16 protein-coding genes and 5 tRNA genes are annotated in these 14253 nt (G+C 51.2%); 18 read left to right on the top strand and 3 right to left on the bottom strand.

The window, feature by feature from the left end; translation table 11 throughout:
• The first annotated feature begins 6 nt into the window (after positions 1-6).
• From rnc to H8K27_RS14020, 17 genes are all read left to right on the top strand, one after another.
• Positions 7-876, top strand: coding sequence for a ribonuclease III (rnc, locus tag H8K27_RS14100; RefSeq protein WP_186863828.1), 870 nt, complete (start codon positions 7-9; stop codon positions 874-876).
• Between the two features lie 7 nt (positions 877-883).
• Positions 884-1786, top strand: a complete 903-nt coding sequence (gene era, locus H8K27_RS14095; protein WP_186863827.1) for a GTPase Era — start codon at positions 884-886, stop codon at positions 1784-1786.
• Positions 1787-1794: 8 nt separating this feature from the next.
• Positions 1795-2631: a DNA repair protein RecO gene (gene recO, locus H8K27_RS14090; protein ID WP_186863826.1), complete on the top strand. Its 837-nt coding sequence runs from the start codon at positions 1795-1797 to the stop codon at positions 2629-2631.
• A complete protein-coding gene (locus H8K27_RS14085) occupies positions 2628-3371 on the top strand; it encodes a pyridoxine 5'-phosphate synthase (protein WP_186863825.1) in 744 nt (247 codons plus the stop codon). Before recO ends, H8K27_RS14085 begins: the two co-directional genes overlap by 4 nt.
• A gap of 4 nt (positions 3372-3375) precedes the next feature.
• Complete coding sequence (gene acpS, locus H8K27_RS14080; RefSeq protein ID WP_186863824.1) at positions 3376-3780, top strand: holo-ACP synthase; 405 nt, start codon at positions 3376-3378, stop codon at positions 3778-3780.
• Entirely contained in the window at positions 3777-5651 is a 1875-nt protein-coding gene (gene uvrC, locus H8K27_RS14075; RefSeq protein WP_186863823.1) for an excinuclease ABC subunit UvrC, read from the top strand. The genes acpS and uvrC overlap by 4 nt, the downstream gene beginning before the upstream one ends.
• 38 nt (positions 5652-5689) lie before the next feature.
• Positions 5690-6274 carry a CDP-diacylglycerol--glycerol-3-phosphate 3-phosphatidyltransferase gene (gene pgsA, locus H8K27_RS14070; protein ID WP_186863822.1) on the top strand — a complete coding sequence of 195 codons (585 nt, stop codon included), beginning with the start codon at positions 5690-5692 and terminating at the stop codon, positions 6272-6274.
• A 49-nt stretch (positions 6275-6323) separates the two neighbouring features.
• A tRNA-Gly gene (locus tag H8K27_RS14065) sits at positions 6324-6399 on the top strand.
• A gap of 31 nt (positions 6400-6430) precedes the next feature.
• Positions 6431-6506, top strand: a tRNA-Gly gene (locus H8K27_RS14060).
• Positions 6507-6537: 31 nt separating this feature from the next.
• Positions 6538-6613 (top strand) — tRNA-Gly (locus tag H8K27_RS14055).
• 75 nt (positions 6614-6688) lie between these two features.
• Positions 6689-6762 (top strand) — tRNA-Cys (locus H8K27_RS14050).
• Positions 6763-6828: 66 nt separating this feature from the next.
• Positions 6829-6921 (top strand) — tRNA-Leu (locus H8K27_RS14045).
• 544 nt (positions 6922-7465) lie between these two features.
• Positions 7466-8224, top strand: a complete 759-nt coding sequence (gene modA, locus H8K27_RS14040; protein ID WP_186863821.1) for a molybdate ABC transporter substrate-binding protein — start codon at positions 7466-7468, stop codon at positions 8222-8224.
• A 14-nt stretch (positions 8225-8238) separates the two neighbouring features.
• The gene (gene modB, locus H8K27_RS14035) at positions 8239-8919 is read left to right on the top strand and encodes a molybdate ABC transporter permease subunit (RefSeq protein WP_186863820.1); all 681 of its coding nucleotides are present in this window, start codon (positions 8239-8241) and stop codon (positions 8917-8919) included.
• 23 nt (positions 8920-8942) lie between these two features.
• A complete protein-coding gene (locus H8K27_RS14030; protein ID WP_186863819.1) occupies positions 8943-9626 on the top strand; it encodes an ABC transporter ATP-binding protein in 684 nt (227 codons plus the stop codon).
• Between the two features lie 125 nt (positions 9627-9751).
• On the top strand, positions 9752-10321 hold the full coding sequence (locus H8K27_RS14025) for a nitrogen fixation protein NifQ (protein ID WP_186863818.1): 570 nt from the start codon (positions 9752-9754) through the stop codon (positions 10319-10321).
• 30 nt (positions 10322-10351) lie between these two features.
• Entirely contained in the window at positions 10352-11164 is an 813-nt protein-coding gene (locus H8K27_RS14020) for a TOBE domain-containing protein (RefSeq protein ID WP_186863817.1), read from the top strand.
• A 7-nt stretch (positions 11165-11171) separates the two neighbouring features.
• Here the strand turns inward: H8K27_RS14020 and H8K27_RS14015 are convergent, their stop codons facing one another.
• A complete protein-coding gene (locus tag H8K27_RS14015) occupies positions 11172-11393 on the bottom strand; it encodes a hypothetical protein (protein ID WP_186863816.1) in 222 nt (73 codons plus the stop codon).
• 123 nt (positions 11394-11516) lie between these two features.
• On the opposite strand from H8K27_RS14015, the gene H8K27_RS14010 reads away from it, so the two are divergent.
• Positions 11517-11972 (top strand): acyl-CoA thioesterase, encoded by a 456-nt coding sequence (locus H8K27_RS14010; protein WP_186863815.1) that lies wholly within the window; start codon positions 11517-11519, stop codon positions 11970-11972.
• Positions 11973-12044: 72 nt separating this feature from the next.
• Here H8K27_RS14010 and H8K27_RS14005 read toward each other — a convergent pair whose 3' ends face one another.
• Entirely contained in the window at positions 12045-13358 is a 1314-nt protein-coding gene (locus H8K27_RS14005) for an MFS transporter (RefSeq protein ID WP_186863814.1), read from the bottom strand.
• Between the two features lie 109 nt (positions 13359-13467).
• The gene (gene pcaD / locus H8K27_RS14000; protein WP_186863813.1) at positions 13468-14247 is read right to left on the bottom strand and encodes a 3-oxoadipate enol-lactonase; all 780 of its coding nucleotides are present in this window, start codon (positions 14245-14247) and stop codon (positions 13468-13470) included.
• Positions 14248-14253: the final 6 nt, after the last annotated feature.

Genomic DNA, 14253 nt, shown 5'->3' with positions numbered 1-14253 from the left:
AGACGTATGAATTTTCAGTTATTGCAGAAAAGGCTGGGATACCAGTTTAATAATCCCGCTTTATTGCAGCAGGCGCTCACACATCGCAGCCATAGTGGCACGCACAACGAGCGTCTGGAGTTTCTGGGCGATTCAATTCTGAATTGCGTTATTGCTTCCCTGTTATTTGATAGTTTTGCCGATATCGACGAAGGTGATTTGTCACGTGTCCGGGCGAATCTGGTAAAACAACAGTCCTTGTATGAGATTGCCCAACGTATTGAACTGTCGCAGTTTTTGCGGCTGGGAGAAGGTGAGCTGAAGTCCGGTGGCTTTCGCCGTCCTTCTATTCTGGCAGATACTCTGGAAGCGCTTTTTGGCGCGATATTTCTGGACGCCGGTTTTGATGCAGCACGTGAAGTGATACGCGCATTGTACGCACCGGTTCTGGCAGTCGTCGATCCGACGACTCTGGGTAAAGATGCAAAGACATTGCTGCAGGAATTTTTGCAGAGTAAGAAAATTGCCCTGCCTCAGTACAATGTCGTCGCAACGCGTGGCGCTGCTCATAATCAGGAATTTGAAATCGAATGTCTGGTTCCTAAACTCGATATTCAGGTATTTGGTACCGGAGGAAGCCGTCGCGCCGGGGAACAGGCGGCTGCTAAACTGGCGCTAGAAACCGCCGTCGTGGCATTGGCAAAGACACCTGCCTCACGAAAATCAAAGCCACGCGCAGCCCAGCTGAAACTGGCCGGCATCGCCACACCGCAGTCGGATCAGACCGCAGGCCAGGATCATGATTTGCATGACGGAGCGCCTTCCAATACTTCAGCGATCGAAGGCATCACCGCGACTGATCAGCCCGCTTCCACTCAACATCCAAAAACAGCCTGATGACCCCATGAATGAATTACCAGACAATCCCGAGTTTCGTTGTGGGTATATTGCTATTGTCGGCCGGCCGAATGTCGGTAAATCGACATTAATGAATGCCCTGATTGGGGCGAAAGTCAGCATTACTTCCCGTAAGGCGCAGACGACAAGGCACCGTATTACGGGTATACAGACTAAAGACAATACCCAATTCGTTTATATCGATACTCCTGGTTTTCAGACCCGTCACGCAAATGCGCTGAACCGCACTTTAAACCGTACGGTGACGACCACGCTGACCGCTGCAGACGTCATCTTGTTGATTGTGGAAGCGGGCACATTTGGCGCGCCGGATCAGCAGGTACTGGATCTGCTGCCCAAAAATGTTCCATGCATTCTGGTCATCAATAAATCGGATCGTATGAAAGATAAGGCGATCATGATGCCTTTTGCGCAAAAGGTGGCAGCGCTTTTCCCCTTTACCGCCGTAGTGCCGGTGTCTGCAACGCTGCGTTTTCAGCTGGACAACCTGGAAGGTGAAATCCGCAGGCATTTACCTGAAAATCCGCCGATGTTTGCCGAGGATGATATTACTGACCGGAGCGAGAAATTTCTGGCTGCCGAAATCGTGCGGGAAAAATTATTTCGCTTTGTCGGCGATGAGTTGCCGTACACCAGCACGGTACTGATTGAAAAGTTTGAGCAGGAAGGGAATTTGCGCCGTGTTTTTGTGGCGATTCTGGTTGATCGGGACGGACATAAATCCATGGTCATCGGAAATAAAGGTGCCCGCCTGAAGGAAATTTCCACTCAGTCCAGAATCGATATGGAGAAGTTGTTTGGCGGCCCCGTCTATCTCGAGATCTGGGTAAAGGTCAAATCCGGATGGGCTGACAACGAGGCTGGTTTACGCGCCTACGGGTATGAGTAAAACTGCACATGGCAGATGAGTCTCAGATTGCAGCATCAGAAGATCACATTTCGCCGGGCGGTGAGGTAACACTTTCTGATTTCAGGTTACAACGCAACGCAGACAACCGGCGCAATCACACCAGTCTTTCCCGTGAAAAACGGGTTCAGAATCAGCCAGCTTTTATTCTTCACTCATGGCCTTATAAAGAAACCAGCCTGATTCTGGATGTTCTGACCCGTGATTATGGCCGTATCGCACTGGTCGCAAAAGGAGCCAAACGACCACATTCGCAGTTACGCAGCGTGCTGCAGACTTTCCAGCCACTGCAGGTAGGGTGGACCGGGAAATCTGAAATCCGTGTGCTGACGACGGCCGACTGGGTGGGCGGGATGCGTCCACTGGAGCGCTCAGCACTGCTTTGCGGTTTTTACCTGAATGAATTGCTGATTAAATTCCTGATCCGGGAAGAGCCGCAGACACCACTTTTTGACCAGTATGTATCAACATTAAACCAACTGGCACATGATACTTCCGCGCCTGCTGTACTGCGTCAATTTGAGCTGATTTTATTGCGCGAGTCAGGATTGCTGGCAGATATTACTTTTTGCACCCATACCAGACAAAGCGTTGATCCCGTTCAGAATTATGTATTGGACCCTGATGCCGGTGTTCGACCTATGCGTGCGAGCGACACTTTGCCGGCTGTATCCGGAAAAACATTGCTGGATATGAAAAGTGATGATTACAGCGACCCTGTCACGCAGTTTCAGAGCAAAATGCTGATGCGTCATGTCTTGGGACATCACTTACAAGGCAGCACTTTAAATACACGTCAGATACTGATTGATTTGCAGAATCTATGAATATTCACTCTCATCATCAGATGATTAATCTGGGTATCAACATGCACTCCATGTTGAATTGGTCACGGACAACAGATGATTGCGTATGGATGTTCCGGAAGATATGCCAGACAGCGACGGAGGCTGGTGCTGACAGCATTAATGTTGATCTGCAGGCCAAAGATGCATTTTTACTGGATAGTTTGACGCAGCATGTGCAGGAATACGGCCATTTTTTACAGTTCAGTATCGAACTGCAATCAATCATACTGGACAAAATAGTGCCACTCAAACCAGCGCATATCTGTCTGGTTGGTCAACCGGATGATCGGGGCAATCCAAATGTCGTCGATGTCTGCCGTCATTTTGATATTGTGCAAAGCCGTATTACTCAGTTGAAAGCGATGGGTATTGCCACGACGGTGATGATTGACGGTTCATTCAGTCAGATACAGGCCAGCGCGAAGGCAGGTGTGTCGTGTGTCCGCATTCATTTAGCTGCTGCTGAGGGACGGGCGGATGTTGATGACGGATTACTCCAGCAGTTACAGGAAATGCAGAAAGAATCAATCCTGTGTGGTCTGCATATGCATGTCCATGCTGAGTCAGAGCCGTTGATCAACGTGGCGGCTGCGATTCCCGGGATTGAAACAGTCTATACCGGTGACCCGGTTTTTCGGCGCGCAGTGTTTGATGGGCTGCATCAGTCCGTCAGGCATATCAAGGCCGGTCTGATCCGCAGCAGGCTGAAAGGATGCTGAGCGGATGATTTACGGGATTGGTACCGATATTGTTCAGTTATCGCGCATCAGAGAAGTCTATATGCGGAATGGTGAACATTTTGCCCGGAAAATTTTGGGGCAGCAGGAGCTGAACGTGTTTTATCAGCGTCTTGCGCTGGCCGAAGAAAAGGGGATCCGCTATCTGGCGACCCGGTTTGCTGCAAAAGAGGCATTTTCAAAAGCCATCGGAACCGGAATCCGGGCGCCAATGACATGGCACAATATGGAGACGCTCAATTCAGCATTGGGCAAGCCAGAAGTGGCAGTCAGCGGGACGCTGGAACAATGGATGACGGCGAATCGCTTGCGTGGCTTGATTACGCTCAGCGATGAAGCGCATTATGTAGTCGCTTTCGCACTCGTCGAAACAACATCAGCCCAGATATGAATGCAGAGCAGGATTCCACATCAGATAACGGACGCCAGCAAGTTCTGGAGACCGTAGCACAGTTACCGCATTTGCCAGGTGTCTATCGCTATTTTGACACCCAGGATCAGGTTCTCTATGTCGGTAAAGCCAGAGACCTGAAAAAGCGGGTCAGCAGCTATTTTCAGAAAACGCTTTCCAGTCCGCGCATTGCAATGATGGTGGACAAGATCGCCCGTTTGGAGACGACCGTCACACGTAGCGAGGCGGAAGCGCTGATATTGGAAAACAATCTGATTAAGGCATTAAAGCCGCGCTACAACATTCTGTTCCGTGATGATAAATCTTATCCTTATCTGAAAATAACATCCGAAAAAACACCGCGTATGGTGTATTACCGCGGTGCCATCGATAAAAAGCATCAGTATTTCGGACCATTTCCATCAGGATGGGCTGTTAAAGAGTCCATGCAGATTTTGCAGAAGGTTTTTCTTCTGCGCACCTGCGAGGACAGTGTCTTTGCAAACCGCACCAGACCCTGCCTCCTATATCAGATTCAACGGTGCAGCGCACCTTGTGTCGGTCTGATTTCAAAGGAGGACTATGCAGAAGATATTGCCCATGCGGCAGATTTTTTGCGCGGGCGGCAGGATCAGGTTTTGCAGAGCATGGAAGCAAAGATGCTGGCTTATGCGGCTGATCTCCGGTTTGAACAGGCTGCCGCGGTCAGAAACCAGATGTCGGCACTCTCCAAGGTATTGCATCAGCAAAGTATGGAAACGACCGGTAATGCCGATATCGATATTATTGCTGTGTTAGTTGAGGGCGGGAAAGCATGTGTGAATCTCGCCATGATACGCGGCGGGCGTCATCTGGGGGACAGGGCTTATTTTCCTGCGCATGTCGACGATGCGCGATTGACGGCAGAGCAGCAGATAGAAGCGGAAGTGATGGCGGCATTCATCGCGCAACATTATGTCGATCAGTTTATTCCGTCCACGCTGGTGATGAATATTGAATTTGATGCGCCTGACCTTATCATGGCTCTGACGGAACAATGTGGCCATAAAATTTATCTGACATCCCTGCCTCAGGAGCAGCGTCGCATCTGGCTTGAAATGGCGGTTAAAGGCGCTCAGCTTGCTTTGGCGAGATTATTATCTGAGCAGGGATCGCAACAATCGAGAACCACAGCGCTGGCATCCGTGCTTGAACTGGATTCGGAGGATCTTGAACAGCTCCGTATCGAGTGCTTCGATATCAGTCATACCCAGGGCGAGGCAACGCAGGCATCTTGCGTCGTCTATCAGCGTCATGGAATGCAGAATGCAGAATACCGGCGGTACAACATCAAAGATATTACGCCTGGCGATGATTATGCAGCGATGCGTCAGGTGCTCTTGCGTCGTTATGAAAAAATTGCCAATGCCGAAGGTGACGATATCCGGATGCCCGATATTGTGCTGGTTGACGGTGGAAAAGGACAAGTCGAAATGGCCCGGCAGGTTTTTGCCGAGCTGGGACTGGATGTCAGTTTGATTGTTGGCGTGGCCAAAGGCGAAGGCAGGAAAGTCGGTCTCGAAACCTTGGTGTTTGCAGATGGCCGCTCGGAAAAAGAACTTGGCAAAGAATCTGCGGCATTGATGCTGATCGCGCATATCCGCGATGAGGCTCACCGTTTTGCGATTACAGGCATGCGCGCAAAACGCGACAAATCAAGGCAGACGTCGAAGCTGGATGAAATTGAAGGTGTGGGACCAAAGCGACGTCAGAAATTATTGATCAGATTCGGCGGATTGAAGGGCGTGAGTGACGCCAGTGTGGAAGAGTTGGCAAGCGTTGAAGGAATATCCCGCCATCTGGCAGAAGAAATTTACAAGCGATTGCGATAGCCCCATATAATTAAGAAAATTTTTTTATCGACAAGGTCATGCCTTTTAATTTTCCGATATTGCTGACATGGTTGCGCGTTGCGCTGATTCCCTTGGTTGTCGGCGTCTTTTATTTGCCGGATACCTGGTTGACGTTATTTCAAAAGGGCGTGGCATCGACACTGGTATTTATCATTGCCGCAGTGACCGACTGGTTTGATGGTTTTCTGGCGCGACGCTGGAATCAGACTTCATCGTTTGGGGCTTTCCTTGATCCTGTTGCAGATAAGTTGATGGTCGCAGGTGCGTTGCTGGTGTTAGTCCAGTTGGACCGCGTGAATGCCGTAATCGCCTTCGTCATTATTGGGCGTGAAATCACTATTTCTGCATTGCGTGAGTGGATGGCCCTGATCGGCGCTTCGAAATCCGTCGCGGTTAATTCGCTGGGGAAAATTAAAACGACAGCGCAGATGCTGGCGATACCGATGCTGCTTTATTATGATATTTTGTTTGGTGTCGTCGACACCAAAATATTCGGCTCATGGTTGCTGCTGATTGCTGCAGTATTGACTGTTTGGTCGATGCTATATTATTTACAAAAAGCCTGGCCGATGATCAAAGAGAAGACCGAAAAAATGGAGTAGCAGCTTGACAGAATCTGCATATCCTATATAATTCTGGTCTTTCGTTGATGCGGGAATAGCTCAGTTGGTAGAGCGCAACCTTGCCAAGGTTGAGGTCGAGAGTTCGAGACTCTTTTCCCGCTCCAAGTTTTCAAGCGAAAAGCAGTAAAGCAAAATGCGGGAATAGCTCAGTTGGTAGAGCGCAACCTTGCCAAGGTTGAGGTCGAGAGTTCGAGACTCTTTTCCCGCTCCAGATTCAGTAGTGCCTGATGTATCAGGAAAATGCGGGAATAGCTCAGTTGGTAGAGCGCAACCTTGCCAAGGTTGAGGTCGAGAGTTCGAGACTCTTTTCCCGCTCCAGGTTATAAAGGGGGAGCAAAGCTTCCCTTTTTTGTTGAGTTAGGTGTCTGACTGAAATGTTAGGTCAGTATCCATGGCGGGGTAGCAAAGTGGTTATGCAGCGGCCTGCAAAGCCGTAGACGCCGGTTCGATCCCGACCCCCGCCTCCAGTATTTAAAAAGCGCTTTCGGGCGCTTTTTTTCCAGAATCGGGAATATCATTCCCGGTGCAGTTGGGCCCGAGTGGTGAAATAGGTAGACACATCGGACTTAAAATCCGCCGCTTTCCGTAAAAGGGGCGTGCCGGTTCGATTCCGGCCTCGGGCACCATAACTGCGTTTCAACAGGTTCCACAAAGTACAATAACCCGCCTTCTTCATAGAGAGAATGCGGGTTTTTTGTTTCATGATGTCCCATTAAGTATCTTTACGTCCCAACATTTCTGGGGTAACTTTTAGGGTAGTTAGGGTTGTTACCCTTTACCTTTAGTTAAGACAGTATTTGATGCTATACCGCCCTTCCTTTGAATTACAGAATTCAGTCATCAGCATTAAAAAAATTTAAAGATTATCTGACGTTGTGTGAAATCTATTTGTAAGTCGCCAAATGAATTCAGATTCTCAGCAAAAATATTTTGAAACAAAATTTATGGTAACTATTTGATTGCCAAATAGTGCTGCCCTAATTGTACCTGGCCGTATCGGCCTAAATAATTTCCCCAGCCGTTCTGTCCGATGTGACAAGCAGAGGAAATCTTCATCTGTCCTGACCTAACTCAAGCATTCCGTATTCAGTACATCTTTTCAGTCAGTATCGCTGATAAGGCGCTATATATCAGTGTATATTACGAAATATGTGATGGACGGGAGGCTGTATGCGGAAAAATGGTTTTGGATATTGCTTACTGGCAGTGAGTGGTTTGGTATTGCATGGTGCTGCGCTGGCGGGCGAGTTGACGGTGTCGGCGGCAGCGAGCCTGACGAATGCGTTTAAAGAAATTGCTCAGAGTTATGAGGTGCAATATCCGGATGCAAAGGTTTCTTTTAACTTCGGGGCATCTGGGGCTTTGCTGCAGCAGATTGCCAAAGGTGCGCCGGTGGATGTGCTGGCTTCGGCGGATCAGGAGACGATGGATTCTGCGCAAAAGCAAGGCTTGGTCGTGGCTGCGGAACGGTATGATTTTGTCAGGAATGCGCTGGTGGTGGTGGTACCGGCTGACAGCAGGCTGCATGTGCATCGTCTGGAGGATCTGAATGCAGCTTCAGTTCACCGGATTGCGATTGGCAACCCTGTGAGCGTGCCTGTCGGACGGTATACCATGCGGGCACTGGAGTCTGCCAGGTTGTGGCCCGGACTCGAAAGTAAGGCGATCAGCACCCAAAATGTCCGGCAATCACTCGATTATGTGGCGCGCGGTGAGGTCGATGCCGGCTTTGTTTATGCAACGGATGCCGTGATCATGAAGGATAAAGTGAGGGTGGCTTTTGACGTACCGGTTTCGATACCGATTACGTATCCGATCGCCACGATCAGGGACGCCGCGCATCGGGAGGAAGCAAAGCGGTTTATCCAGTTTGTTTTGCAGCCGCAGAGTCAGGCGGTTCTTGGTAAATACGGCTTCCTGAAACCATGAGGACAGTCTGAGGTATGGAGCTGGCATGGAGTGCATTGCTGTTGTCGTTGAAAGTGGCGGGTTGTGCCACGGCACTGAATTTGTTGCTGGGAATTTTGGTTGGCTATGTTCTGGCGCGGAAACAATTTTGGGGCAGAAATTTGCTCGATACCTTACTGACGTTGCCGATGGTCATGCCGCCGACAGTATTGGGGTATTACCTGCTGGTGTTGATGGGGCGGCGCAGCTGGCTGGGTGGGTGGCTGCAGAGTCAGTTTGGAATCAGTCTGATTTTTACCTGGCAGGGGGCGGTGATTGCTGCTGCGATCGTGGCGTTTCCGCTGGTGTTTAAGCCGGCCCGGGCGGCATTTGAGGCCGTTGACGGGCAGTTGGAACAGGCGGCACGGGTGCTGGGTGTTTCTGAAATGGCGATTTTCTTCCGGGTCAGCTTGCCGCTGGCATGGCGCGGGATTATGGCTGGCGTGCTGCTGGCGTTTGCCCGTGCACTGGGAGAGTTCGGCGCCACCTTGATGGTTGCGGGCAGCATTCCTGGTAAGACCCAGACTTTATCGATTGCCGTTTATGAGGCAGTGCAGGCCGGACAGGATGATGTGGCAAATATGCTGGTGCTCATGACGTCTGTGGTGTGTATTGCCGTTTTATGGCTGGCGGGGTATCTGGCGCCGGGGCGGGTTGCGCACCGGGTCAGGACCTGAAGTTCGCTGTTGGATGACTTATCATGCAATTCGATTTTCGGATTTATAAAACGTTCAGATCTGCACAGCGTCAGTTTGTGCTGGATATTCAATGGCAATCGGACTGTCAGCGGCTGGTGATTCTGGGGGAATCCGGTGCCGGTAAAAGCCTGACACTTCAGGCGATGGCTGGACTGATCCGTCCGGATCAGGGACATATACAAATCGGCGGACGCACCTTGTTTGATGCCGATGCAGAGATCAATCTTGCGCCGCAAATGCGTCATCTTGCTTACGTGTTCCAGGACTATGCCTTATTTCCCCATCTGAATGTCCGTCAGAATATTGAGTTTGGGCTGCGTCGCGGCTGGCGTAATCCTGACCGCAAAAACAGTGATCCGCAAGTCAGTTACTGGCTCGATCTGTTCAGCCTGCACGCCGTGGCACATCAGTTTCCGCATGAATTGTCCGGCGGACAGAAACAGCGTACAGCGCTGGCGCGCGCACTGATTTCCAAACCGGCGGCATTGCTGCTGGATGAGCCTTTTGCCGCACTTGACCCGGTCTTGCGCATTGCCATGCGCTGCGAGCTGGATGCTTTGCAGCAGTCGTTACAGGTGCCGATGGTGCTGATTACGCATGATCAGCGGGATGCCGATGTGTTTGGTGAAGAAGTCCTGCAGTTGCGTCATGGGCAATTACTGCGGCAGGCGCAACACTGGCCGTGAAAAGGCAGGCGCATCCATCCGCGATTGTCGTGCTGGCGTGAGTCCGATGAATTACTGATTGATGCAAACAGCTGCTGGTCAGTGCCGTATTCAGTTTAAGTAGGAACCAGGAGTGCTTTAAAAAGATGGACACTTTTGATTTACACCGCATGGCAGAGCAGGCGGCCAGATCCAGACCGGAAGATTTGTTGGACCGTACAATCATTGGCGTGCTCAGACATGCGCAGGAAGGTGAGCTGCCTTTATTTGCCTGGACACTCGGCCTGACCCAGACCGCATACAGGCAAATGCTGGCGCAGCGCTTTCCTGAACTGGGGGCACTGACGCCAATACCGGAAGCACAGTATCTGGCATTGCTGCAAGCGGTCCCTGCTGATTTTTACCCTTTGCGAAATATGCTGATGACGCATCGCTCTGTCACTGCCGACAAGCAGCAGGCCGACTGGCTGGCGCGTGCGCTCGCTATTGCCTGTCAGGGCGGGCGCCATCTCTGGCAGGATCTGGGATTGCAGGGCCGGGATGAGGTATCGCGTTTATTGCAGGACTACTTTGCACCGCTGGCAGAACGGAATATTCATCATTTGAAATGGAAGAAGTGGATTTATCAGGAACTCGGACATCATCTGGGACAAAAAAATTTACAAGCTCCCCAGTGCCGGCGGTGTCCGGATTATTCCATTTGCTTTCCGCAGTGATCACGGCATTGATCAACGGTAAATAATTTCATGGATCAAAAAGAACAGACAATCTCCCTGCATGGATCGGTATGGATGACGGTCAATGGTGAAAATCTCGGCGGTAAAGGCCGGATGGCACTGCTGGCGTATATCGCTGAATGTGGTTCCATCACACAAGCGGCGAAAATGATGAAAATGAGTTACAAAGCCGCCTGGGATGCGATTGATACCATGAATAATCTGGCCGGAGAGCCACTCGTTGAGCGGTTGACGGGCGGCAAAGGCGGTGGCGGCACACACCTGACGCAACGCGGCCGGCAACTGCTGGAAAATTTCCGGGTGATCGAAACAGAACATCGTCAGTTTATCCGGCATCTGGATCAGCAGGCGACCGGTATGGCGGATGATTTTTTACTCATGAAGAAAATCGGTATGAGAACCAGCGCACGTAACCAGTATCTCGGGACTGTCGCCCAGATTAAACAGGGGGCGGTTAATGATGAAATTGTGCTGGACATTATGGGTGGTCAGCAAATCATCGCCATCATCACGCACGACAGTACCGAAGAGCTGGGGCTGGCGCCCGGTGTCGAGGCTTTTGCGCTGATCAAGGCATCATCAGTGATTGTGATGGCAAACGATGCCGGAATCCGTTTGTCAGCCCGTAATCAGCTGCAAGGAGAAATCGCCCGGATTCAGGCCGGTGCAGTCAATACTGAAATGACCATCGCCTTACCGGGAGGCGGTGTGCTGGCAGCGATGATTACCAATGAAAGTGCACAGGCGCTGGCGCTGGATACCGGCAGCCGGGTCACCGGCGTTTTCAAGGCGTCCAGCGTGATTCTTGGCGTGCCGGTCTGAGACCGCATCAGGCCTGGGTATTAATGAGCTGGCCGACAAGCTGACCACTGGTATTTAATCCGGCCGTACTCTGCGTTTGCTGAACAGTTTTTGCCGCGCTGAGACCGGAGTCATCCTGATTGTTGCTCTTATCGGGAACAGCTTTTTTCACTTCTTCCGTTTCCTGGGTGTTTTGCGTTGCCGGAATAGAAATATTTCCTGATACGCCGGATACTGAGCTGATATTCATGGTGACTCCTGTGTGTAATGCCATGCTGTGCAGTAGGGAGGGCGGTATCGTGAATCTATGGAATAATGTGCCAGCTTCACAATGCATGCCGCCTCGTCGGACAGTATAGGAAAAATTCGCGTTATGGTTTGGGATTATTTACAAGCTTTTACCTTATCCGTATCACCGCAGGCGGATGACATTGATGGGCTGCATCACACCAATAATGCCGTCTATGTCCGCTGGTGCGAAGAGGTGGCATGGGCGCATTCAGAAAAACTGGGGATGAAGCTGGCAGATTATCACCGGCTAAACCGCGCAATGGCGATCCGGCACGGGGAATATGATTACATTCTGCCATCTCTGCTCGGTGAACAGCTGACGCTGGCAACCTGGCTGGTGGCAACCGATGGCAAGCTGACGATGGAGCGGCGTTTTCAGCTGATCCGCGACCGGGATCAGGTGACGATACTGCGTGGATGCTGGCAGCTGGTCTGCATTGAAATCAGCACCGGAAAAGTACGGCGTATGCCGCAGGAATTTTGTGATGCCTACCTCCCTGCACTTAGTGGGCCTGTGAGTCAGCCTGCGACTGCCTGACTGACCAGCGATCATCTGTCAAAGAAAAAATGCCGGTTTTGAGAACCGGCATTTTTGATAAACGAAAGTTGTTTAGCTGCTCAGCGTCTGCGTTTGTCTGCCGGCGAGGGAAATGGCGATACAGGCAATCGCACCAGGAATGGCAAAGGCATAAAAATTAAACTCCAGGGGCAGATTCATACTCAGCAAAGTGCCTCCCAGAATTGGCCCGAGAATTGCGCCGCTGCGCCCGATACCGGAAGCCCAGCCGATGCCGGTGGAACGTATGCTCAGCGGATAATACTGTGCGACATAGGCATACAGCAGAATCTGTGTACCGATTGTTGTCGCACCGGCCAGGGCTACCAGCATATTGAGCATCAGCGTATTGCTCTTAATACCCAGCAGACTGATCGAACCGGCGGCAATAATGAAGAAAATCGTCAGGATGCGGCGTGGATGAAACTGGTCTGCCAGCCATCCGCCGCCGATTGCACCGAAAATTGCGCCGATATTTAACACCATCAGGAACATCAGGCTGGAACCCAGTGGATAACCGGCTTTATTCATCAGTTTGGGCAACCATGAGCCCAATGCGTAGACCATCAGCAGGCACATGAAAAATGCAATCCAGAACATCAGTGTGGTCAGCAGACGATTATTTCTGAACAGTGCAATCAGTGGCGCCTGATCGGCTGTTTTCCCGGTCGCATAGTGGTACTCGGCATCTTGTGCCGGATGAAAACCGGGCTTCAGCTGATGCAATACCTTTTCCATTTGCACGTAATTTTTTGAGTGCAGTAAAAAAGCAGGAGATTCTGGTAGAAAATACAGAATCAGCGGCAACAGCAACAAGGGAATGATGGCGACAAAAAATACCGCAGACCAGCCGTAAGCCGGGATCAGCCAGATACCCAGCCCGGCGGATAACATGCCGCCGACGGAATAGCCACTGAACATGATCGTGACCAGCAGGCTGCGGATTTTTTTAGGAGAGTATTCCGTCATCAGGGCCACCACGTTCGGCATCACACCGCCGATACCCAGTCCCGCCATAAAACGGCAGATACCGAATTCAGTCATGTCAGTGACGAAGCCGTTAAGAAAAGTAAAGGCGCTGAATAAGGTCACGCAGGCCGCAATCACTTTTTTGCGCCCGATCTTGTCGGATAAAGGGCCGAAAAACATGGCTCCAAACATCATACCGAATAAGGCATAGCTGCCCAGGGCACCTGCCTGTAACGGTGTCAGCGCCCATTCTGTCATCAGTTTCGGCAGTACCACGCCATAAATCACGAGGTCATAACCATCAAAAATAATCACCAGTGCGCACCAGAACAGCAGCATCCAGTGGAAGCGATTAAAACGTGCCTCGTCAATTAGCTGGTGAACGTCAATCTGTTTCATGAATCAAGTCTCCTCAGGGGTTATTTTTATAAAAAAAGGTGCAGCAGACCAACCGCTGTGGCGACAGCGGGTTGGGTAAAACGGGGGAATCAATCGGTTGTGGGCGTACTCAGTCGCTCAGAAAAGCCAGTAAAGCCTGGTTGAATGCGCTTTCTGCTTCGATGTTGGAGATATGTGATGCTTCCAGCACGGCAATCCGGGCATCAGGAATCTGCTGCTGCATAAAAACGGCATCTGCCACGGTCGTGACCGGATCTGCGTTGCCGGCGATGATCAATGTTTGCGGGGTAATCGCGTGAATCTGCTGGCGCAGGTCTGCGCTGGCAAGCGCTTCGCAGCAGGCGGCATAACCGGATGGATTTTCTTGCCGCAAATGTTCTGTCAGGGCAGAAACCTGATCCGGCATTCTGCTGACGAAGTCTGGCGTGAACCAGCGGCTGGCGGCAGAGTCAGCAATGCTGCCAAGCCCGTTGGTGCGCACCATATCAGCCCGCTGTTGCCAGGCAGTGCTGTCCCCGACTTTGGCTGCGGTGTTGGCGAGAATCAGTTTGCTGATGCGTCCGGCTGCATGTATTCCCAGCCATTGCCCAGTCACGCCGCCCATAGATAATCCGCAGAAATGCGCTGTTGCTATACCGAGAAAATCAAGCAACCCTAACGCGTCTTCAGCCAGTTGCTGCAACGAATAAGGACCCGCTGGGGACGCAGAGCCGCCGTGACCGCGCGTATCGTAACGGATCACGTAAAACCGTTCGCGCAAGTGTTCAGCCTGCGCCTGCCACATACGATGGTCAGTGCCGAGCGAGTTGGAAAAAAGGATCGCAGGGTGAGCAGGATTTCCCTCGGTGAGGTAGAAGATATTGGTGTGACGGATATGGGCGACGGACATGGCTTT

The sequence above is a fragment of the Cognatundibacterium griseum genome, from assembly GCF_014284195.1.
Lineage (GTDB): Bacteria > Pseudomonadota > Gammaproteobacteria > Burkholderiales > Burkholderiaceae_D > Undibacterium > Undibacterium griseum.
Note: the sequence above shows the minus strand (reverse complement) of the source record. Positions and strands in the feature narration are given on the sequence as shown.